Source organism: Heliobacterium chlorum (assembly GCF_014502795.1).
GTDB classification, from domain to species: Bacteria; Bacillota; Desulfitobacteriia; order Heliobacteriales; family Heliobacteriaceae; genus Heliobacterium; species Heliobacterium chlorum.
Genome location: NZ_JACVHF010000008.1, coordinates 124,783 through 146,136 on the forward strand (window position 1 = coordinate 124,783; position 21,354 = coordinate 146,136).

The window sequence follows — 21,354 nt, forward strand, 5'->3', positions numbered from 1 at the left end:
TTTTTTCAATTCGTAAAAAAAGTTTGGGAAACGTATCCGGTTGTTTGTTCTCTTTGGCAACCATAAAATCCTGCTAATTTTTCTGCACTTCACTGTGTGCAGTATACTTCTCGATAGTGTCATCATTTAAATTGACGCCCTCTGGAATATTTGTTACATTGAACAAGTGATTAACCATAGGAGGGGAAACTGTGGGCAAAAACCTTGTACAAAAGATCTTGGGAGCACACCTATTAGAAGGTGAATTGGTTCCCGGTAAAGAAATCGCGATTCGCATCGATCAGACATTGACGCAAGATGCAACGGGGACAATGGCCTATCTACAATTCGAAGCCATGGGCGTACCAAAAGTAAAAACTGAGCTATCCGTCTCGTACGTTGATCATAACACTCTGCAAAGCGGTTTCGAGAATGCTGACGACCATCGCTTCCTGCAAACGGTCGCTGCCAAGCATGGCATCCATTTCTCTCGTCCCGGCAACGGCATCTGTCACCAAGTCCACCTGGAGCGCTTCGGCGTACCTGGGAAGACGATGCTCGGTTCCGACTCTCATACCCCGACGGGCGGCGGTATCGGCATGATCGCTATCGGTGCCGGTGGACTCGATGTGGCCGTAGCCATGGGCGGCGGTCCCTTCTACTTAACCTGCCCGAAAGTCGTCGGAGTCAACCTGCTTGGACAACTCTCCCCCTGGGTCTCGGCGAAGGACGTCATTCTCGAAGTCCTACGCCAATTGACCGTCAAAGGCGGCGTCGGCAAAATCGTCGAATACTGCGGCCCCGGCGTAGCGACCTTGTCCGTTCCCGAACGGGCGACCATCACGAACATGGGCGCCGAACTCGGTGCGACCACGTCCATCTTCCCGTCCGACGAAGTCACTCTGGCTTTCCTGAAAGCCCAAGGCCGTGAACAAGCCTGGAGCGAACTGAAGCCCGACGAAGATGCCACCTACGAAGAAATGATCACCGTTGACCTTTCCTCGCTGGAACCGATGGTCGCCTGCCCCCATTCCCCTGATGCCGTCAAAACTGTCCGTGAAGTGGGTTCCATCAAAGTGGATCAGGTTTTAATCGGTTCCTGTACCAACTCTTCCTACGCTGACCTGATGAAGGTGGCAGGCATCCTCAAAGGAAAGACCGTTCACCCGACAGTCAGCTTAGGGATCGCCCCCGGCAGCCGCCAGGTCTTTGAAATGCTTGCTCGTAACGGCGCCCTGGGCGACCTGATTGCCGCGGGGGCACGGATCCTTGAATCGGCTTGCGGCCCCTGCATTGGCATGGGTCAGTCCCCGAACTCCGGCGCTGTTTCGATCCGGACCTTCAACCGAAACTTTGAAGGCCGCAGCGGAACTGCCGACGCCAAGGTATACTTGTCCAGTCCGGAAATCGCTGCCGCTGCCGCACTGACCGGTGTGCTCACCGATCCTCGTGAACTGGGCGAAGCGATCGACGTCGTCATGCCGGAAGAATTCCTCATCGATGATCGGATGGTTCTGGCTCCTGCCGAAGATCCTTCGACGGTGGAAGTTCTCCGTGGACCGAACATCAAGGCGCTGCCGATCAATCAGCCTCTGCCCGAGTGCCTCAAGGCGAAGGTCATCCTCAAAGTGGGAGATAACATCACCACCGACCACATCATGCCGGCAGGCGCGAAGATCCTCCCCCTGCGTTCCAATATCCCCGCCATCAGCCAGCACGTCTTCGCCGGTGTCGACAGCACCTTTGCCGACCGGGCGAAAGCAGCCGGATGCGGGATCATCGTGGGTGGACAAAACTACGGTCAGGGCTCGTCTCGGGAACATGCCGCGCTAGCGCCTATGTATCTAGGCATCAAAGCTGTCATCACCCAGTCTTTTGCCCGTATCCATCGGGCCAACCTGGTCAACTTCGGCATTCTGCCTCTCACCTTTGCTAGTGAAGCCGATGCCGCTAAGGTGAGCCAAGGAGATACCCTTGAGATCGCCGATTTAGCCGCCAAACTGGGTACGAGCGAGACCTTGGAAGTGCGCAATGTGACGACCGGCGAAACCTTCTTAGTGCGCCCTGATCTTACGGCACGTCAAGTGGCGATTATCAAGGCAGGAGGCCTGCTGAACTATACCCGTTTACAAGGCTAATTCTATCTTCAGAACTCGATAGAATGATTTGAGCACCCTTGATATAAAGTAAAATAAAACACACCCCTGTTGATGCCGTGACGGCCCGGGGGTGTGTTTTTATTTTACACCTGAAACTGTTCAACAGTCCTCTTTAATTCTGTGGCCATGCCATTGACCTCGCCTACACCGGTGACAACGTTTCTCATGGAGTACAGCGTTTCATCGGTGGCTGCTGCCACTTCCTTCACTTGAAGGGCCACATCATCCATGATTGATTTCAATGACTCCATCAGGCGAACAACCTGTTCAGAATCGTTGGCCACATCGCGGTTGATTTTGACCATGTCATAGACATCCGATGCCGTCTGTTCCACTGCCGCCAATATATTTTCAAGAGCCTTTCCCGCCTTACCTACGACGGCCGTTCCTTCTTCCACCTCATTTCGGCTGCCACGAGTCGCAGCGACAGCCAAGGCAGTTTCTTCAGACACCTTTTGGGTCAACGCCGCTACTTCTGCGGCACCTTGATTCGACTGTTCAGCCAGTTTTCGCACTTCTTCGGCCACTACGGCAAAGCCTCGCCCAGCTTCCCCGGCACGGGCCGCTTCGATGGCTGCGTTCAGCGCTAATAAGTTTGTCTGGGCTGCAATATTGGCAATGGTGTTCGTCACCGAACCAATTTGTTCGGAATACTTGCTAAGTGTGGTGATGATTTCCTCTGTCTCAACCATTTTTGAGCGGATTTGCTGCATATACGTTACCGTTTCATTTACGGTCTGATAACCTTCTTTGACTGCATTCCGGGTGATTTCGGAATTTTTCACTCCATCAGCCGCTTGATTCTCAGCAGCTTTGATCAGTCTGGACAGGTCAACGACGACGTTAAAGGTGTCCCTCACAGCATCACTGCCTTTGATGACATCTTCTGCAACCTGCTGAATGTTGCCGGATACTTGCGTCGACGCTGAAGTTACTTCTTCACTGGCAGTAGCAATTTCATTAGCTGCAACGGCCAAGTGCACCGAGGAACTGCCGGCTGTGCCAATGATATGGCGTAAGTGTTCTATCATTTGATTGAACGCATCTATCAAGCGACCCAGTTCATCCTTACGTTTCCCCTCAATACGATGAGACAAGTCACCGGCAGCTACGGCTTGCAAGGCAGTAATCATTTCGTTCAATGGACGGCTAAAAGCCCGGGCAAGAATTGATCCCGCTATTCCCGCAATTGCAATAGCTGCAACGACTGATAACCAAGCCAGATTTTTGATCTTGGCGACGCCTTCTAATGCTTCCGCCTCAGGCAGTGAAGCATACACGGACCAACCGGTTAGGGGGACAAATGAATAGCCAGCCAGCTTTTTCTCCCCTTCGTAGCTGTAGGCCGTAGCACCTGAGCCGCCTTTCATGGCCTCCATGACAACGGGAACTTGGCTCATATCTTTTTGTTCTTTTACATAATCGCTATCGGGATGAGCCAATGTCCGTCCCATATTGTCTGTCATCCATACATAACCTGTGCGGCCAATTTTCACATGACTAAGGAGTTCGCTGATCACTTGTAAATCGAGAGAAGCACAGAGTGAACCGATGAGTACACCCTCGCCGTTCCGGATGGGCACGGATAGCACCGTCGTCGATTTGCCTGTTCCTTTGGCGGTGACGACCTCACTGACCGCATACTGGGCACCGGACTTGATTCGTTTAAAATAATCCCGATCGGAAACATCGCTCAATGTCCCTTTGTTGCGAAGGATCTGTTTACCTTGACTATCGGTGACGATGACCGATAAAAAATCAGGAAACTGCTCGTTGATTTGGTTCAACACTGGCAGGATCGAATTTGGATTCATCATCTGAATTTCCGATGATTTGGCGGATATGTTCAGAGTTTTTAGGCGATCATTCAATAGAAGATCCACTTCTCGGGACACTCCGGCTGAGATGAGTTGGTTGTTGAGATAAACCTCTTTCTCCAGTTCGCTTGTGCTAAATTGACTGGTTAGGATGGAATACAAAAGAAGCGGCAAGATTCCGACAACAGAAAAGCTGATTAGCAACTTCTGACGGATCCCCATCCTTCCAATTCTATTGCTCATGCTATCCCTCCCGCAGACTCGATCTTTTGTCTGGGTTTATGTTTACAATTTAATTAAATTATTACATCTTTAGGGTCATCAAGCAATAGTTAGAACAAATCGTTTTATCTATGATTCGCTTTAGATGACAGTACTATAAATCAGTTCGTCAAAAGTAACGCCGTTTTTGGTCACGTTTTTTCGCAACCGGGCTTCAAAAGTATACCCGCTTTTCTCGAGAACCCTCATCGAAGCAGGATTCGTCTCAAAAACGCTGGCAAAAATCCGGCATACGTCAAAATGCTTAAAAGCATAGGTAGTCATAGCTGGTACAGCCTCAGTCATTATTCCTTGTCCCCAGAACTCTTCACCGAGCCAAAAGCCAATTTCTGCGGATCGCCAATAAACATCGGGCTGCAGATTGAATCCAATTCCCCCGACGATACTGCCGTCATTTGTGATCGCAAAATTCGTTTCCGGTTTGCTTCGTACAACCCAGTTTAGCCAGTTATCCCCATCCGATTCTGTATAGGGATAGGGAAAATGGTCCCGTAGGGTTTTGGCTACATTCCAGTTATTCGCCTGTACTAACAAACCCGCATTATCCTTTAGCTCCCAACTCCGAATCGTACACTTTGACAAGTCGATTCGCATAATATGACCCCTCCATATTTATCTTATTGCCTCCAATTACGAGGCTGCTATTATGTACATGTGGTGAAACCAAGGCAGCCCGTTATCCCACAGGGACAAAAAATAATCTTCTTGTAACGTCCGGTTTCCAGGCATAGAGCCGTTTTCGTCCGTTTCTTTTTTGGAATCAAAAAAATAGAGCTCTCCCTTTTCATCGTCGTACCCAAGGATCGTCATGTAATGCTGCCAAAGCAATCCATTACCGACAAGGACAATCACCGGATAGCCAAGCCTTATTCTTTCTTTTAATGTATCTATCGTCCCCTGGAATATGGACGGATGTAGTCCTTCTTGTTCAAGATAGGTCATAATCCCCTTGGGCAAAACATAGCCTGAAAGAGGAATTTTGAAGTTGATCTCACGATAGACTTCTGCTCCCTTAACATCCTTACCGAGACTACGCAGCAAGCAGGCCGTTGAAAAAGCGGAACATTGGTTATGCCCTTGCACTTCAAAACTGGCTTCCCTGGGAACATGATAACTAGAGGGATGTCGTTCCATAAGAGACGGATTACCTTGCGCAATCGATAGGTTACGTTCTAAGATCGAATCTGGTGTAGGAAACGGTCTCAACAGATAAACAGTCGCTCCGATTAGGAAGCATGCGCTCACAGCTAAAACTGTGATTAGGACTCGAAATACGTTTTGCCTCATTGTTAGGTTCATGGTAGCTCCTTTTTCGCTGTGTACTTATTCATTCTTTTGCATAGTGACATTCGATAGCCCCCCTCTCGATTTCCTTTCGTTGCCGAGTAAAATTGTAACATTGTATTAAAACAAAAGGTTTGTGTCCCCTTGGATCACAGATATGATCATACGAATTTGTATAAAAGAACCCGATCCCTTCACATAAGTGTGAAAGGTCGGGTTTTATTCAAGAATTTGCTGTTACATGATTAACTTCATTGTCCGATAGACCTTTACACATGGTGGCAAGCGACAAAACGGCCGTTCCGCTGCTTAAACTCCGGTTCTGTCAATGTACAAATCTCTGTGCATTCAGGGCAGCGGGTATGAAAACGGCATCCATTCGGCGGATTGGCTGGACTCGGCACGTCTCCCTGCAAGATGATACGGTTGCTCTTCTGGCCCGGTTGCGGTTTGGGGATCGCCGAGATCAGTGTCCGTGTGTAGGGGTGCCAGGGATCGGTGATCAATTCGTCGCCTCCGGCCAGTTCGACCATCTTGCCAAGATACATGACGCCGATGCGATCGGAGATGTGTTTTATGACGTTCAGACCGTGAGCGATAAACAGATAGGTTAAACCCATCTCCTGTTGCAGTTCTACGAGAAGGTTCAATATCTGCGATTGAATGGATACGTCCAATGCGGAGACCGGTTCATCACAGACGATCAACTTCGGATTTACAGCCAGTGCCCGGGCGATGCCAACTCGCTGCCGTTGGCCGCCGGAAAACTCATGGGGATAACGGCGGCCATGGTGCGGTCCTAAACCGACGAGGCGAAGCAGCTTTTCCACCCGTTTTGTCAAATCGGGGCCCTTGGCGATGCCGTGGAGGATCATGGGTTCAGCGATGATATCTCCCACAGACATGCGCGGATTTAACGATGCGTATGGGTCTTGAAAGACGATCTGAGCTTGGCGGCGAAAGTCTTTCAGTCGACTTTTGTTAAATTGGGCCACGTTCTCCCCTTCAAAGAGGATATCGCCGCTCGTCGGTTCCAGCAAGCGCAGGACCATCATGCCTGTCGTAGACTTACCGCAACCGGATTCACCGACTAAACCTAGCGTCTCCCCCCGTTTGATGGAAAAGGAAACCCCGTCGACGGCCTTGACGGTGCCGACCGTCCGGCCAAAGAGACCGCCTTTGATCGGAAAGTGTTTGCGTAGATCATTCACTGTCAACAAATTCGAGTCCCGGTTGCTCATGGTTGGTCACCTCCCGTCAGGTTCAGCGGATAATAACAAGCAACCTGACGACCACCGTCAACGGTCCCTAGTTCCGGTTTTTTCTGACCGCAGAGAGCCTGTCTATATTCGCAACGGTCGGCAAAAGTACAGCCTTGCGGTAGGTGAGCCAGATCGGGGACCATGCCCTCGATGGTGTGTAGACGCTGTTTTTTCATACCGTCGAGGCGCGGAATCGAATCGAGCAGTCCCGCCGTGTAGGGGTGATGAGGACGAGCAAAGACATCGGTTACGGCTCCCTGCTCCACCACTCTTCCGGCGTACATGACGGCCATTTTTTGGGCCATCTCGGCCACGACGCCCAAGTCATGAGTGATCAGCACAAGAGCGGTGTTGAATTCCTGGGCTAATTCACGGATTAGGTCCAAGATCTGGGCTTGTATCGTCACGTCAAGAGCGGTTGTGGGTTCATCAGCGAGAAGCAATTTTGGGTTGCAAGCTAAGGCCATGGCAATCATGACCCGCTGGCGCATACCGCCGCTCATCTGATGAGGGTACTGCCGGGCTCGTTGGGCAGCGCCGGGAATACCCACTTTTTCCAACATCTCTACAGCCCGATCCCAGGCCGCTTTTTTCGATACTTTTCCGCCGTCCCGGTCGTGAACACGGACCGTTTCGGCGATTTGGTCGCCGATTTTATAAGCCGGATTCAAGGAGGTCATGGGCTCCTGAAAGATCATGGAGATCTCTTTTCCCCGGATGTTCTGAACATCTTCCATGGACATGTTCAAGATATCGCGACCTTCGAAAAGAACTTGTCCAGAATGTTTTGCTGGCGGAGAAGGAAGCAAGCGCATGATGGACATGGCCGTTACACTTTTACCACAACCTGATTCGCCGACTATGGCCAAGGTCTCCCCGGGTTGAACGGAGAGGGTCACTCCGTCAACGGCCTTGATGACCCGCTTGCCTATATGAAAATGGGTCTGTAAGTTCTTGATTTCCAGTAGTGCAGTCATCCTTATCCTCCTACTTTAGCCGGGGATCGAGAACGTCCCGCAGACCATCCCCAAGCAAGTTGAAGGCCATAACGGTCATCGTGATGGCTAGACCGGGGAAAGTGACGATATGGGGTGCGTTAAAAATCGTTTGCCGTCCTGAACCGAGCATGGTGCCCCATTCCGCCGTCGGTGGCGCCACACCGAGTCCTAAAAAGCCGAGAGCCGCCGCTTCCAAGATGGCATCGGAGATACCGATCGTGGCCCGAACGATGATGGGAGCGAGAACGTTCGGCAAGATATGGACAAAAATCAGCCGTCCGTCCCCGTTTCCAATTGCCCGAGCCGCCGTGACGTAGACGTTTTCTTTGACTGACAAGACGCTGCTTCGGACGATGCGGGCATACTGCGGGATAGAAACGATACCGATGGCGATGACCGCCTTATCGATGCCCCGTCCTAATACAGTCATAAAAGCAATCGCCAAGAGGATGCTGGGAAAAGAAAGCATCACATCCATGAAACCCATGATCACCGTGTCTACCTTACCGCCGTAATAGCCCGCCACGGCACCGAGCACGACACCACAGATTAAAGCCAGCGACACGGCTTGCACACCGACAACTAGGGAGATCCGCGCACCATAGAGAATGCGGGAAAAAATATCTCGTCCCAACTCATCAGTCCCCATCAAATGAGCGCTGCTCGGTGCGGTGAGCGCGTTAGGCATGTTGCTCTCATACGGGTCGTAGGGCGCGAAAACAGGCGCGAAGAGGGCTGCTGCGACGAGGATCAGCAAGAGGACAAGCCCAATTATGGCCGAGTTCGAACGAAAAAATCGCTCGAGAAATTCAACGGCTGGGCTTTTATGTACCGCTAGCGAGGCTGCATCCGATGTATTTGAATCTTTTAGCTGTATTTCCATATTTCCACCACCTTAGGAGTGCTGAATCCGCGGATCTAAGACGCTGTAGAGAATGTCGACGACTAAGTTCACCAGCACAAAGATCGTGCCGATAAGCAACACAGCGCCTTGAACCCGGGGATAGTCGGAAGCCATGATACCTTCGACGACATAGGAACCGATACCGGGCCAAGAAAAAACCGTTTCTGTAAGCACCGCTCCACCGAGCAACGAACCCATCTGCAGTCCGATGACGGTTACGATAGGAATCAGCGCGTTCCGTAAAGCGTGTTTGATGATGACCACTTTTTCGCTAAGCCCTTTCGCGCGTGCCGTTCGAATATAGTCCTGACGAATCGTCTCCAGCATCGTCGCCCGGGTCATACGGGCGATGATAGCGGTAGAATAGGAACCAAGCGCAACCGCCGGAAGGATCAGATGCTTCAAGGCATCGGAGAAGGCTTCCATATCGCCGGTAATCAACGAATCCAACAGATAGAGTCCCGTTAGGTGTTCAGGAGTCATGCCAATGGAGATCCTTCCTGACGAAGGAAGCCATCCTAAGGTAACGGAGAAGACGATGATCATCATTAATCCGAGCCAGAAGATCGGCATGCTGACGCCCATCAGCGCCGCCACCATACTGCCGTAGTCGAAGATGGAGTTTTGTTTGACCGCAGAAATCACGCCGGCCGTAATCCCTGCCACTGAGGCGATGAAAATAGCTGCCAAGGCCAGTTCCAACGTGGCCGGAAAACGCTTCATCAGTTCGTCGCTGATGGAGGTCTTGGTGATGACCGATTTGCCAAAGTCTCCCCGGACGGCATCAGACAAGTAATCAGCATACTGTACATAGATCGGCTTATTTAATCCCAACTCTTCCCGCAGGGCTGCTACCCGTTCCGTCGTTGCGTGCTGGCCCAAAATAATCTCGGCTGGGTCTGTCGTAAATAAGTGCATGACCATGAACGTGGCCAGCGATACGCCGAACAAAACAGGGAACAACAGCAGGATCCTACGGACGATATATTTTGCCACATTCATTCCTCCCAGAAGAAAGAAGGTGATTTCGTTGTGAAACCACCTTCTGCTTAAAAACCGTAGTGATTACTCTTTGGTTACGATATCTAGCCAGTGAACCCCCGTCGGGTGCAAGTCAAAACCTTTCACATTGGGACGAACGGCGGCCATGTCCACACTGTGGCTGATGGGCACCCAAGGAACATCATCATTGATCAGTTGCTGGGCTTGGGCATAAATCTGAGCCCGTTTGACTGGATCCATCGTTGTCCGGCCTTCTTCCAGCATCTGATCCAGCTTCGGGTTGGAGTACTTGGAAGAGTTAAGGCTGCCTTTGATCTGGGCTGTGTCGAGGAGCATGAGGAAGTTGTCGGCATCGCCGTTGTCCCCGATCCAACCGTAGAAGTAAGCATCGCCTTCGCCGTTTTTCAAGACTTCTTTGTACTCTTTCCAGGGGTAGGACTTGATGTTCATCGTGACGCCGATCTTGGCCAAGTCGGCTTGAATGGCAGCGGCCAGTTTTTCGCCGTTCACAGGATTATAGGGACGCGGGTTGGAGTAGGTGATCGCATTAAAAGAGAATCCATTGGGATAGCCAGCTTTAGCTAGTTGTTTTTTAGCTTCTTCCACATTGTAGTCGAGATATTTCGCATCTTTGCTGTACCCGGGGATGAAATCCGGTAGAACGGAGTTCGGAAGCTGGGCGTTGCCTTGATAGAGGAAGTCTACCAAATTTTTGCGGTTAATCGCCATTGCGATGGCTTTGCGAAGCTCTAAATTGTTAAATGGTGCTTTGTTTGTGTAGAAGCCCATGTAGTTGATGTTCATCCCTGGGGTCTTGATCAGTTTCATGCCCTTTTCTTCCAGAGTTTTCACATCGTTCGTATCGACACCGTCCATGATGTCTACAGAACCAGTCATCAGGTCGGAGGCACGAACGGAGTTTTCCTTAGTGAATTTGTAGACTACATTTTTGGTTTTTGCTTTTTCGCCCCAGTACTCGTCAAAGGCGGCCAGCTCGATCATCTGACCCTTTTCCCACTTGACAAACTTATATGGTCCGGTGCCGACGGGGTTTTCCATCAATTTATCGCCATACTTTTTCGCCGCTTCCGGGCTGACGAGAGGCGCCGCGATGGGCATGGCCAGGTTGGCTAAAAAGGCAGCCGAAGGTTTATCCAAGGTGATTTTTACGGTGTAATCGTCGACAGCGTCAACCTTCTTTACACCGTCATATGTAAATTCTGCGTAAGGCATATCGGCGTTGGCATTGGGAGGCAACTGCCGCTCGATATTGAATTTGACCGCTTGGGCATTGAAGGGGGTTCCATCGTGGAACTTTACGCCCTGGCGGAGCTTGAATGTCCACTCTTTTCCATCAGGACTGACGTTCCATTCGGTGGCCAGCAGAGGTTGAATCTCCGTACTTCCCGACTTGAACCGTACGAGTCCTTCGTAGATCTGGGTGATGATTTTTGCGGATTCACCATCGTCAACAAAAGCCGGATCCAATCCCCGAGGGTCGGAACCTTGGGCATAGACGAGAGCTTTTCCGGTGCTGCTGCTTCCGCCTGTCTTCGCGCCACCGCCACATCCAGTGACGACTAAGCCGGCGACCAGCACCATCGATACCAATGCGGCCCATCCTTTTTTGTACAACCCTATTCACTCCTTGTATAAGTTTGAGAATGATGTTTCATTCTCAACATGTAAGAAAATTATACATAACACAGCAAGTTATCGCAAGGACAATGTCCATCTACTGAGGATTATTTATAGGACATCGGTGGTGACATCAATTACTTCGACTTCACCGGTCCCTTCGATTTGTCGAACTGCTGCATCAAGCACCTGCCGAATGTGGGTCCGGTCGCTGCTAACGACAGCCAGCCCGATGACTGAGGCTTGCCATAGGTCATGTTGATCCACTTCGGAAACAGAGAGATTGAACTTTCCTCTCAATCGTTCAATCACACTTTTGATCACGCGGCGCTTTCCTTTTAAGGAATCGACACCATGAATATGTACACTGACTTCACTATACCCGACCGACATCGTTCGTCTCCTCGTTTATCATCTTCTATTATCCAGCACGGATGCTTTTCCTGTTAGTTGCTTCTCCTAATTCCTATTATAGTTCGAGGTTAATAAAAGAAATATTCCTTTACCCAAGTAAAACTCCCGATAATTTGGATGAAAAAAAGTCCGAAAAAGACCTTAAAGGTTACTTTTCGGACTGGTGATGACATTCTCATTGTTCTTAAAGCTACTCTCTCACATTCATGATCAGTTCTAGATACTTGCCCGCCTGTTTTATCTTTCCAATCAGTTCCTCTGTGATAATTGTACCAGCCTCGGCCAATACATCGCCCAGGCTATTGGTGATGGTTTTCGTTACGATTTTGCCGATAAAGAACTTGTGTTGCTGTTCCCCAAAAAGAGGGACCCGTTCTTGGGTTTTGCTCTCTTCGTTGTCCCTGACTTCCGAATCGTTCGAATTCTCCAGATCACCGTATTCTCCCTTAACCATCGGTTCCGTTTTTTGCGAATCCATATGCAGCGGTCGAAATGGGATAAAGAGAGGCTGATCCGGTACTTCTTTTTCGTCTTGTTTAGAAGGTGGTTCCGGCCGGATGGGACGTTCTGTCGTGGAAGGCACTGCATCAAGTTCATCGTCGACGATGAGCACATCACGACCATAAGTGACGACACTCTCTGCGGGGATAACTGGGACATGACGCCCTTCTTGTAGCGGCCTTATGATGGAACCGGTAATTTTTCCGGTGATTTCATCGACCAGGTATTCATCGACCATGCCAAGAAGGCGTCCTCTCTTAGTTAGGACTTTCGTTCCGTTAATCTTTATGTTTCGTTGAATCAGCGCCAGTACTTCCGGCAATTCACTCAACCGCCGCAAAGCCTCTTCACTTTCTATGGTTACTGCATGCTCTCCAAGACCGCGCAGTTTTTCAAAGGGAAGAATCAGTGCACCGAGATACCAAGTGTCATCCTCAACCATCAGGTACTCTAGGGCTCCCCGGTCAGGGTTGACGACGACATCGCGCACCATTCCTAATTCCCGGCCATCGCCGATACTGATGATGGCCAGTCCGATTATCTGTTGACTCTTGATCATGATCGTCCCCCAGTTCAGTACCTTTTCAATTTACAGTTTAAAGGAATAGGCAACCTCTTTCCTAATCGGAAAACAGGTTGCCCAGACTATTGATGGCGCCACCATCACTTTTGGTTGCCCCAGCGTGGGCCAAGATTTTACCAGCCAAATTGGCGAGCGTCAGCGTTTGAATCCATACTCGCCCGGGACCAGTTAACGTGGTCAGGAAGAGTCCTTCTCCGCCGAAAATGACGTTCTTAAACCCCTTGACCATTTGAATATCCATCTTTACAGAGGACTCGAGCATAGCCACATGGCTTGTGTCAACCAGAATCCGTTCCCCTGGTCCTAAGTTTTTCTCGACGACTTCCCCGTCAATCTCCACAAAAGCCATGCCTTCGCCGGACAACTTTTCCATGATAAACCCTTCACCGCCGAAAAAACCGGCTCCTAGCTTTCTCTGGAAAAAGATGCTTAAATCAACAGACTCTTGCGCACAGAGGAAGGCTTCTTTCTGGCAGATCAATTCATAGCCTCGCTCAAGTTTCACAGGGATGACTTTACCCGGTACCGTAGGCGTAAAGCCAATATTGGCCGGACCGCCGACAGCTTGAAAGAAGGTGAATGTAAGCGATTCGCCAGTGAGGGCGCGACTGATGGACTTAAAAAAACCACCTTTGAAGTTGGTATCCATTTTAACATTGGACGACATCCAGGTCATGGCACCGGACTCGGTGTAGATCTGTTCGCCAGGTTCTAAATCGATGTTTAGCGCTTGCATCGTCGTCCCGAGAACCTGATAGCGCACGGTATATCCCTCCCTCTGGAAATCTTTCGGCTAATTCCAGTATACCGTAGCTGCTTATATCCAGACAAGGCTACAGGCTGCGGGCGACAGACACCTTTTGTATCGCTTTTTCGTAAAGATTCATGTACTCCTGGGCAGAGTGATGCCAGGAGAAATCCAATTCCATCACCTGTTTTACCAGTTGCCGCTGGGCTTCCTTTTTCCAGTAATGCTGCAGAGTTCGTCGAATCGCTTCCAGCAGTTTTGCCGGATCGTATTCCTCAAAGACAAAACCATTTCCTTGCGGTCGGTCGATATCGATCACCGTATCGGCAAGGCCTCCCGTAGCCCGTACAATCGGGATGGTTCCATAGCGAAAACTGATCAACTGCCCCAGGCCGCAAGGCTCAAACCGAGAGGGCATCAGGAAGAAATCACTTCCTGCATAGACCCGCTGGGCAAGGGGCGCATGAAAGCCGGTATATAATCCCACTTTTTCAGGGTACTTTTGGTGGAAAGAACGAAACATGCTTTCATAGCGTGGATCGCCCTGGCCTACGACAACCAACTGCAGGTCTTCTTTGAGCAGTTCTTCACCGATCTCATTAAACAGATTCAGTCCCTTTTGATCGACGAGACGAGACACCAGTCCGAAAAGCGGAACGTCCTTGACAGGGAGTTGAAACTCTCTCTGTAGATTTTCTTTATCTTTTTTCTTAGGGTCAATGTCTTTGGACGAATAATGATGTTCAATATAGGGGTCCGTCAAGGGGTTGAAGTGTTCATCATCGATTCCGTTGACAATACCGAAGAGGTCCGTTCGGCGATTTCGCAATACCCCTTCCAATCCCCAACCGTGTTCTGCCGTCTGGATCTCCTTCGCATAGGTCCGGCTGACCGTATTAATCAGGTCAGCAAAGAGGAGGCCCCCTTTGAGGAAGTTGACTCGACCAAAAAACTCCATCGCGTTGGGATGAAAGAGATCATCAGACAGCCCCATAAAGGAGAGTATATCACGGCCAAAATGGCCTTGATACTCTAAGTTGTGAATGGTGATCAGCGAAGCGGTATGACGATAGAAAGCGGAACGGCGATATTCCTTTTTTAACATGACCGCAGCAGGTCCACACTGCCAGTCGTTGAGATGGATTACGTCGGGATAAAATTTGATTTTTTCGGTCAAAGCGAGGAAGGCGCGGCAGAAAAAGGCCCAGCGCTCACCGTCATCAGCATAACCATATATCTCATCACGGCTGAAATACTGGTAATTGTCGATAAAATAGACCGGCACCGGTCTCCCCCCGGGAGTGGACAATTTATCAATCTTACCTTCCCGGACAATAGCCGTTTCAGTCCGGTTGTCGATCTTCACCGGAAAGTCGCAGACATAAGGTCCTTGGGGGATGTTCTTATGACGGGGCATCACGACGCGGACATCGACCCCTAATGCGGCCAAGGCTCGCGGCAACGAACCAGCTACATCGGCAAGGCCTCCGGTTTTCGCGAAAGGCGCTACCTCGGCCGACACATACAACACCTTCAAGGCTTGACCGTTCACCCAATTATCCCTTCCTTTACTGCATTTGTTTCGTACTATGTATGCCCTTTTTAGTCGACTTGAATGAGCATGGCCACTTCATCACAGTTGGGGAATTTGGGGCAGTCGATGCATTCCTTCCATACTTTATGAGGCAGTTTATCTTTACCGACGACTTCAAATCCGCACTTCTTAAAAAAACCTTCCTGGTAGGTCAGCGCAAATACCTTAGCAATCCCTAGGCTTTTGGCCTCTTCCAAGAGCTTCTCTACGATATCCCTGCCGATCCCTTTACCTCGGGACTCCTTTTGAATCGCGAGCGCCCGAATTTCAGCTAGATCTTCCCAGAGGATATGCAAAGCCCCCGTACCTACGATGACCTCTTCCTCTTCCGCAACAATCATGTCGCGCAGATTTTCGTAGAGTAGGCTGCGGGAGCGAGCCAGCATCAGCCCTTCCTCCGCGCTCTCACCGATCAATGCGTGGACATCTTCTACATCGGACATTTTCGCTTTTCTCAATATCATCGCCGACTCCACCTTTATCCTTCTTATTGCTACTCTATCCCATCATAGACTCGTAAAAGCTCTCACTATGGATAGTCAGAGCGGTTCATCATGACGAAACCACAGTATTCATCCAAGCGATTTCTCGACGGTAATCGTCGATTTCTCCCGGTGTCTCTAGATTAATCGGGATTTCTACCAGAACTGGATGCTTTAAGATAGCTGACAATCCGTCAAAGCCGATCAATCCTTGCCCGAGCAGAGCGTGACGATCTTTGTGAGAACCTAAGGGCTGCTGACTATCATTCATATGCATGGCTTTCAGCCGGTTTACGCCGACAATGCGATCAAACTCGGCCAATACACCAGCAAAATCTTCCTTGACGTTATAACCAGCTCCGAGTAAATGACAGGAGTCGAGGCAAACGCCCACTTTATCGGGAAAGGCTAAGCCTCCGATGATAGCGGCCAGCTCTTCGAAGCGGCCTCCCACTTCCGTTCCCGCTCCGGCCATCCCTTCGAGCAGCACCGTGACGGCTTGATCGGGCTTGAGGATTTCATTTAAGGCTTGGGTGATTTTTTCGATGCCTTGTTCAATGCCCTGACCGACGTGACTGCCGGGATGTACCACGATATAGGGTACTTGAGCTTCCGTCATGCGCTCAATATCTGCGGCTAAGGTCGTTTTGGCAAAGCTCCAAGTGTCTTCCTTCGGGGCCGATAAATTGATTGTGTAGGGGGCGTGGGCGACTAAGGGTCCAAAGCCATGTTCTTTACGCAGTTCAACGGACTTGGCGATATCTTGAGGGTCAAGGGCTTTTGCCGCTCCGCCCCGTGGATTGCGAGTAAAAAACTGAAAGGTCTTAGCGCCTATAGAGATAGCTTCTTTCGTAGCCGACGTAAATCCTTTAGAAATCGATAGGTGTGCGCCAAAGTACATCTTATAAACCTACTTTCTTGTGACTGAGATCGACAATTACATCTTTGGACAAATCTGCCTGTCGTTCCTGCCACGAAGTAAAATATTTATCATAGATTTTGTTTTAGACTGTGAGCGGCCTTTTTCGGGTCATCCTCGTTAAAGATCGCTGAAATCATGGCAACTGCTCGGCAGCCGGTTTGAGAAATCCCTTGGATTCGTTTAGCATCGAGACCACCAATGGCCACGACAGGCAGTTCGATTGTTTGACAGATTTGCTGGAGCCCTAAAAATCCTAAGGATGGGACGTCAAGGCTTTTCGACGTCGTCGGGAAAACTGGTCCGGCTCCCACATAATCGGCCCCGGCTTGTTCGGCTGCTTTGGCTTGTTCTTTGTTTCGAACAGTTACTCCTAGTATCCCCTGAGGCCATATGCGTCGAACCTCTCTAGCGGGCATATCTTCTTGCCCGACATGGACACCGTCAGCGCCGCAAGCCATGGCAATATCGACGCGGTCATTAATGATTAGGATTTTGCCGTATTCGGCTGTAAGCGAGCGGACAAGGCGCGCTCGGTGGAGGAATTCGCCGGTGGAGATATTTTTTTCTCGGAGCTGAAGAATGTCACAACCGCCTTCCAGCGCCTCCCTAACCTTTGTACATAAGCTGATGTCATCAGGAGCTTGGCTGCTGCCGATGATTCCGTATAAAAGGGGTTTTTCGGCGTGTTTCCACAGACGAACACGCCGCCTAAACAGACTCTTTTCCTTCTCAACCGATTTGTTCTCTTGTAAGGAAGAGACCAAGTCTTTCGCCGTATTTCGAGGGTCTTTCGACCTCATCATCGATGTCATGACGGCCACTCCGGCGGCTCCGCTTCGGAGGACTTTTTCGATCCGGTCCGGCCGGATACCTCCGATGGCGATAACCGGTAAAGGAGAACGCTGGACGATTTCACCTAACCGTTCAATCCCTTGGGCCGGTTTACCGGGCTTGCATTCCGTCTCATAGACATTGCCAAAGAGCAGGTAGTTGAGATGAGCTATCTCTTCGGTCATAATCAACTGTTCCACTTCAGCCAGGCTATGGACGGATCGACCGAGGAGCATCGCCGGACCGGCAATTTTGCGCACCTCTGATGGCGCTAAATCACTTTCGGTCAGGTGGATCCCGTCCGCTTCAACAGCTAGAGCCACCGCAATATTTCCATTGATGATCAACGGGACATGGGCTGTCGAAGTGTTATTTTTAACTTGACGGGCTAACGGCAGCAACTCGCTGCTTAACAGATCCTTTTCGCGCAGGATAACAGCATGAACTCCGCCTTCGACGGCGGCAGAGAGAACATGGACGATATCAGTCTGGCAAAGATGTCGGTTCGTCACAACAAAGAGAGCCAATCAAATCACCTTCCTTGCGGCAGTACTCACCGAGTGGGCATTCAAAACAACGAGGACGGCGGGCTAAACAGACCCGATTGCCATGACCGACGATCTGGGCGTGATATTCCTGAAACAGGTATAAATCCTCATCCAGGTGGTTAGCAAACAAATCCTGCATGGCCTCATAAGTCGCATCTGTCGGTAAAAGTCCGACTCGGGAAAAAGTCCTCCGGGTATAAGCATCTACCACGAATATCGGTTTTTGAGCGGCGTAAAGAATGATACTGTCGGCTGTCTCTTTACCGATTCCCCGGATGTCTAGGAGCCGTTTTCGCAGTTCTGGGACATCCGGTTGAAAAAGGTTTTCTAATTTCCCTTCGTATTCAACCAGAATCAGCCGGGCAAATTCCTGCAATCGAGCCGCCTTTTGATTGTAATAGCGGGTAGACCGGATCAAATCAGCCAATTCCGGCTGGGCGATGGACGCTAAGGCCTCAAAACTGATTTGATTTTCTCTTTTTAAGTTTTCTATGGCCGTCTCGACATTTTTCCAAGCTACATTTTGGGTGAGGATTGCGCCGATGACGACCTCAAAAGTCGATTCCGCAGGCCACCAATGACGGGCTCCATAACTATTCAATAATCTTTGGTAGATCTCCAACAGCAGAGTACGGGTGTCCAAAAATGTCACCTCGTTGCCAATAAATTATAGCAAAAAATAAAAGGGCGGGGCTCCAGATTCGACCGGAGTTCCCCGCTGTTATTGTACTCGATTTTTGTCTACGATTTGGGAGAAATTTTATCCTTAAAGGTAAACTTGCCGTTTTTCACTTCCACAATAACCGCCGATTTAACCGGGTTATGTTGTCCGTCAAAGCTGATGGTCCCTGTGACAGCTTCCAAGTCTTTCGTGCTCGCCAGGGTTTCGCGAATCTTCTCCGGCTCGGCCGAGTTCGCACGCTTGATCGCATCAACCAAAATCACAGCAGCATCATAACCGAGGGCACCGAGGGCTTCGGGAGCTTCACCATATTTGTTTTTATAGGCGGCGATAAATTCTTGTACTTTGGGCGATTTTTCTTCTTCTGAGTAATGGGTGCTGAAATAGGTGTTGTTGAGTGCGTCTGCGCCAGCGATCTTGACCAGCGTCGGGGAGTCCCAACCGTCACCGCCTAAAACAGGAACGTTTAAACCTAATTCTCGGGCTTGCTTGACGATGAAGCCAGCTTCTTCGTAATAGCCAGGTACGTAGATGAGTTCGGCACCAGAACCTTTTATGCGGGTGAGAACGGAACGGAAGTCCTTGTCACCGGTCACGTAGCCCTCTTCAGCAACGACCTGACCGCCTTTTTCTACAAAGAGGTCTTTAAACGCTTTGGCTGACCCTTTGCTGTAGGGGGACTGGTTGTCTACGAGTATGGCCGCTTTGTTCAGTTTTAAATTCTTCTGGGCAAAAACCGCCATCACTTCGCCCTGGAAGGGTGCTGTGAAGCAGGCACGGAAGATATAATCTCGAGTTTTACCCGACTCGTCCACAGTAACTTCCGAAGCGACCGCTGACGACGAGATAACAGGTATCTTCCGGTCGTTGGCTTGTTTTACGAAGGCCACTGTGGCACTCGATGCGGCACCGCCGAGAATGGCCGATACTTTTTCCTGATTGATCAGCCGGGCAGCAACGTTGCTCGCTTCGCCGGCTTCCGATTTGTTATCTAAAGATACAAATTTGATTTGCTTACCCAGAACTCCGCCCTTTGCATTCACTTCATCGATGTAGAGCTTGACACCGTTCACAGCGGCTGCGCCATATGTGGCGTTACCACCAGAAAGCTCATAGTTCCCACCGATGAGAATCTCATTGGACGTATTTTGAGGACCTGCGCCCTTTTCGCTTGCCGGTCCACATCCAGCTAGCAAGCCCGTCGTCAGCATGCTGACAGTCAGCGCCATAGCCAGCGGTAAACTCCATTTTTTCTTTTTCGACAACATGGAATATCCTCCTTTTTATCGATATCATGGACTATGTTAACAGATTCTCACCTTCAATTCCACGATATTCTTCGCTTATCTTCGATTAAATACGATTATTTTCGACACATATAATGTTCATCACCTAACCATATTAAGGCTAGGAGGTGTATCCGAGATTATGGGAAAACCCGATGTTGTTTGCGAGGTTTCCACATGCAACCATTGGTTGCCGGGGAAGCTTTGCGGTGCCGCTAATATTGACATCCTTAACGAACAAGGGGACATGCCCCACAGTTCAGAAAAGACAAAATGCAAGACCTTCTCGAAACGTGGACTCGGTACCATGGTTTCTTCTCTAGATAACGTAAACTGGTCCGGCGTTATCACAGAGGCTGTTTTACCAGGGAAACAATCTGTTCCGTCGATCACCTGCACCGTTCAGAACTGTAATTTCTGGGGCTCAGGAAATATATGCAATGCTACAGGAATTTATGTCACTGGATCGGGCGCGAATAACGATCAGGAAACTGATTGCCACACCTTCGTCCAACGAGGGAGTCGATAAATCACTTTCCATTCTCTTTACGGTATAGTTTCCGAGGAATAAGGGACCTCCTAGACTATTGTCGGCGAGGTTCCTTATAATTTTATTTTTTTGCAGTAATCTCATCCTCAAACAGGATCGATCTATAAAAAAATCCCTTTTCACGTGTCTGAAGAATTACATCTCAGACGCATGAAAAGGGATAATCCTATCGACCTATCATGTAGACAATCGCTTGCAAGGATTCGCTGTTTCAAATCCAACTTTTCGCTATCAAAACGTCTCCATCAGGCCTGTTAGCAGGATTTATTCAATGGGTCAGTATCGAAACTGACAGAAGGGATGCCACGGTCCTTTCTAGCACCAGCTCCATTGTCTTAAATCTGTCTATATAGTCTTTGATGCGGGTAACACCAATGATTACCGAATGGAGCGGAAGACGAGATTCGAACTCGCGACCCTCGCCTTGGCAAGGCGATGCTCTACCACTGAGCTACTTCCGCGTGGTGCGGTCGAGAGGACTTGAACCTCCACAGCCTTGCGACCACTAGAACCTGAATCTAGCGCGTCTGCCAATTCCGCCACGACCGCATCTAGAGGGATAAGTCCCTCAAAATCAAACAGTTGTGTTGCATAGCGTGCGTTCGACCTCGACATCTCACTGCGTAGAGGTTTCATTCTCTACTAGAAAACCTAGCAAGGTCACCCTCTACCGTGACGAGTCTCCATAGAAAGGAGGTGATCCAGCCGCACCTTCCGATACGGCTACCTTGTTACGACTTCACCCCAATCATCGACCCCACCTTCGGCGGCTGGTTCCTTACGGTTACCTCACCGACTTCGGGTGTTGCCAACTTTCGTGGTGTGACGGGCGGTGTGTACAAGGCCCGGGAACGTATTCACCGCGGTATGCTGACCCGCGATTACTAG

General features: G+C 49.9%; 19 protein-coding genes, 2 tRNA genes and 1 rRNA gene. 2 read left to right on the forward strand and 20 right to left on the reverse strand.

Annotated features, from left to right (window positions below; all coding sequences use genetic code 11):
* The first annotated feature begins 191 nt into the window (after nucleotides 1-191).
* Nucleotides 192-2,117: an aconitate hydratase gene (locus tag H1S01_RS09905; RefSeq protein WP_188040127.1), complete on the forward strand. Its 1,926-nt coding sequence runs from the start codon at nucleotides 192-194 to the stop codon at nucleotides 2,115-2,117.
* A 104-nt stretch (nucleotides 2,118-2,221) separates the two neighbouring features.
* Here the strand turns inward: H1S01_RS09905 and H1S01_RS09910 are convergent, their stop codons facing one another.
* From H1S01_RS09910 to H1S01_RS09990, 17 genes are all read right to left on the reverse strand, one after another.
* Nucleotides 2,222-4,198 (reverse strand): methyl-accepting chemotaxis protein, encoded by a 1,977-nt coding sequence (locus tag H1S01_RS09910; protein ID WP_188040129.1) that lies wholly within the window; start codon nucleotides 4,196-4,198, stop codon nucleotides 2,222-2,224.
* Nucleotides 4,199-4,318: 120 nt separating this feature from the next.
* The gene (locus tag H1S01_RS09915; protein WP_188040131.1) at nucleotides 4,319-4,831 is read right to left on the reverse strand and encodes a GNAT family N-acetyltransferase; all 513 of its coding nucleotides are present in this window, start codon (nucleotides 4,829-4,831) and stop codon (nucleotides 4,319-4,321) included.
* A gap of 36 nt (nucleotides 4,832-4,867) precedes the next feature.
* Complete coding sequence (locus H1S01_RS09920) at nucleotides 4,868-5,443, reverse strand: C39 family peptidase (RefSeq protein WP_243237184.1); 576 nt, start codon at nucleotides 5,441-5,443, stop codon at nucleotides 4,868-4,870.
* Nucleotides 5,444-5,790: 347 nt separating this feature from the next.
* Nucleotides 5,791-6,762 carry an ABC transporter ATP-binding protein gene (locus tag H1S01_RS09925; RefSeq protein ID WP_188040133.1) on the reverse strand — a complete coding sequence of 324 codons (972 nt, stop codon included), beginning with the start codon at nucleotides 6,760-6,762 and terminating at the stop codon, nucleotides 5,791-5,793.
* A complete protein-coding gene (locus tag H1S01_RS09930; RefSeq protein ID WP_188040135.1) occupies nucleotides 6,759-7,760 on the reverse strand; it encodes an ABC transporter ATP-binding protein in 1,002 nt (333 codons plus the stop codon). The genes H1S01_RS09925 and H1S01_RS09930 overlap by 4 nt, the downstream gene beginning before the upstream one ends.
* Nucleotides 7,761-7,770: 10 nt before the next feature.
* Nucleotides 7,771-8,664 (reverse strand): ABC transporter permease, encoded by an 894-nt coding sequence (locus tag H1S01_RS09935; RefSeq protein ID WP_188040137.1) that lies wholly within the window; start codon nucleotides 8,662-8,664, stop codon nucleotides 7,771-7,773.
* 12 nt (nucleotides 8,665-8,676) lie between these two features.
* The gene (locus H1S01_RS09940) at nucleotides 8,677-9,681 is read right to left on the reverse strand and encodes an ABC transporter permease subunit (protein WP_188040139.1); all 1,005 of its coding nucleotides are present in this window, start codon (nucleotides 9,679-9,681) and stop codon (nucleotides 8,677-8,679) included.
* Between the two features lie 69 nt (nucleotides 9,682-9,750).
* Complete coding sequence (locus H1S01_RS09945) at nucleotides 9,751-11,289, reverse strand: ABC transporter substrate-binding protein (protein ID WP_188040180.1); 1,539 nt, start codon at nucleotides 11,287-11,289, stop codon at nucleotides 9,751-9,753.
* A gap of 147 nt (nucleotides 11,290-11,436) precedes the next feature.
* Entirely contained in the window at nucleotides 11,437-11,718 is a 282-nt protein-coding gene (locus H1S01_RS09950; RefSeq protein ID WP_188040141.1) for a DUF503 domain-containing protein, read from the reverse strand.
* 211 nt (nucleotides 11,719-11,929) lie between these two features.
* Entirely contained in the window at nucleotides 11,930-12,799 is an 870-nt protein-coding gene (locus H1S01_RS09955) for a PRC-barrel domain-containing protein (RefSeq protein ID WP_188040143.1), read from the reverse strand.
* A gap of 61 nt (nucleotides 12,800-12,860) precedes the next feature.
* On the reverse strand, nucleotides 12,861-13,586 hold the full coding sequence (locus H1S01_RS09960; protein ID WP_188040145.1) for a TIGR00266 family protein: 726 nt from the start codon (nucleotides 13,584-13,586) through the stop codon (nucleotides 12,861-12,863).
* Between the two features lie 70 nt (nucleotides 13,587-13,656).
* Entirely contained in the window at nucleotides 13,657-15,123 is a 1,467-nt protein-coding gene (locus H1S01_RS09965; protein WP_188040147.1) for a glycogen/starch synthase, read from the reverse strand.
* 50 nt (nucleotides 15,124-15,173) lie between these two features.
* On the reverse strand, nucleotides 15,174-15,629 hold the full coding sequence (locus tag H1S01_RS09970) for an N-acetyltransferase (protein ID WP_188040149.1): 456 nt from the start codon (nucleotides 15,627-15,629) through the stop codon (nucleotides 15,174-15,176).
* Nucleotides 15,630-15,717: 88 nt separating this feature from the next.
* Entirely contained in the window at nucleotides 15,718-16,548 is an 831-nt protein-coding gene (locus tag H1S01_RS09975) for a deoxyribonuclease IV (RefSeq protein ID WP_188040151.1), read from the reverse strand.
* An 89-nt stretch (nucleotides 16,549-16,637) separates the two neighbouring features.
* A complete protein-coding gene (gene thiE / locus H1S01_RS09980; protein ID WP_188040153.1) occupies nucleotides 16,638-17,927 on the reverse strand; it encodes a thiamine phosphate synthase in 1,290 nt (429 codons plus the stop codon).
* Nucleotides 17,884-18,591, reverse strand: coding sequence for an endonuclease III domain-containing protein (locus H1S01_RS09985; RefSeq protein WP_188040156.1), 708 nt, complete (start codon nucleotides 18,589-18,591; stop codon nucleotides 17,884-17,886). Before H1S01_RS09985 ends, thiE begins: the two co-directional genes overlap by 44 nt.
* A gap of 98 nt (nucleotides 18,592-18,689) precedes the next feature.
* Nucleotides 18,690-19,898 (reverse strand): ABC transporter substrate-binding protein, encoded by a 1,209-nt coding sequence (locus tag H1S01_RS09990; protein ID WP_188040158.1) that lies wholly within the window; start codon nucleotides 19,896-19,898, stop codon nucleotides 18,690-18,692.
* Nucleotides 19,899-20,058: 160 nt separating this feature from the next.
* On the opposite strand from H1S01_RS09990, the gene H1S01_RS09995 reads away from it, so the two are divergent.
* The gene (locus tag H1S01_RS09995; RefSeq protein ID WP_188040159.1) at nucleotides 20,059-20,445 is read left to right on the forward strand and encodes a DUF1540 domain-containing protein; all 387 of its coding nucleotides are present in this window, start codon (nucleotides 20,059-20,061) and stop codon (nucleotides 20,443-20,445) included.
* 407 nt (nucleotides 20,446-20,852) lie between these two features.
* Here the strand turns inward: H1S01_RS09995 and H1S01_RS10000 are convergent.
* The 3 genes from H1S01_RS10000 to H1S01_RS10010 all read right to left on the reverse strand — a co-directional run.
* Nucleotides 20,853-20,927: transfer RNA gene (locus tag H1S01_RS10000), tRNA-Gly, on the reverse strand.
* Nucleotide 20,928: 1 nt separating this feature from the next.
* Nucleotides 20,929-21,015 (reverse strand) — tRNA-Leu (locus H1S01_RS10005).
* Between the two features lie 140 nt (nucleotides 21,016-21,155).
* Nucleotides 21,156-21,354 (reverse strand): 16S ribosomal RNA (locus H1S01_RS10010); the annotation flags it as partial.

Bases quoted from the DNA above. Each gene is read 5' to 3' on its own strand.
- H1S01_RS09910 (WP_188040129.1), bottom strand. From the start codon at position 4,198: ATGAGCAATAGAATTGGAAGGATGGGGATCCGTCAGAAGTTGCTAATC.
- H1S01_RS09915 (WP_188040131.1), bottom strand. From the start codon at position 4,831: ATGCGAATCGACTTGTCAAAGTGTACGATTCGGAGTTGGGAGCTAAAG.
- H1S01_RS09925 (WP_188040133.1), bottom strand. From the start codon at position 6,762: ATGAGCAACCGGGACTCGAATTTGTTGACAGTGAATGATCTACGCAAA.
- H1S01_RS09930 (WP_188040135.1), bottom strand. From the start codon at position 7,760: ATGACTGCACTACTGGAAATCAAGAACTTACAGACCCATTTTCATATA.
- H1S01_RS09935 (WP_188040137.1), bottom strand. From the start codon at position 8,664: ATGGAAATACAGCTAAAAGATTCAAATACATCGGATGCAGCCTCGCTA.
- H1S01_RS09945 (WP_188040180.1), bottom strand. From the start codon at position 11,289: ATGGTGCTGGTCGCCGGCTTAGTCGTCACTGGATGTGGCGGTGGCGCG.
- H1S01_RS09950 (WP_188040141.1), bottom strand. From the start codon at position 11,718: ATGTCGGTCGGGTATAGTGAAGTCAGTGTACATATTCATGGTGTCGAT.
- H1S01_RS09955 (WP_188040143.1), bottom strand. From the start codon at position 12,799: ATGATCAAGAGTCAACAGATAATCGGACTGGCCATCATCAGTATCGGC.
- H1S01_RS09970 (WP_188040149.1), bottom strand. From the start codon at position 15,629: ATGATATTGAGAAAAGCGAAAATGTCCGATGTAGAAGATGTCCACGCA.
- H1S01_RS09975 (WP_188040151.1), bottom strand. From the start codon at position 16,548: ATGTACTTTGGCGCACACCTATCGATTTCTAAAGGATTTACGTCGGCT.
- H1S01_RS09990 (WP_188040158.1), bottom strand. From the start codon at position 19,898: ATGTTGTCGAAAAAGAAAAAATGGAGTTTACCGCTGGCTATGGCGCTG.
- H1S01_RS09995 (WP_188040159.1), top strand. From the start codon at position 20,059: ATGGGAAAACCCGATGTTGTTTGCGAGGTTTCCACATGCAACCATTGG.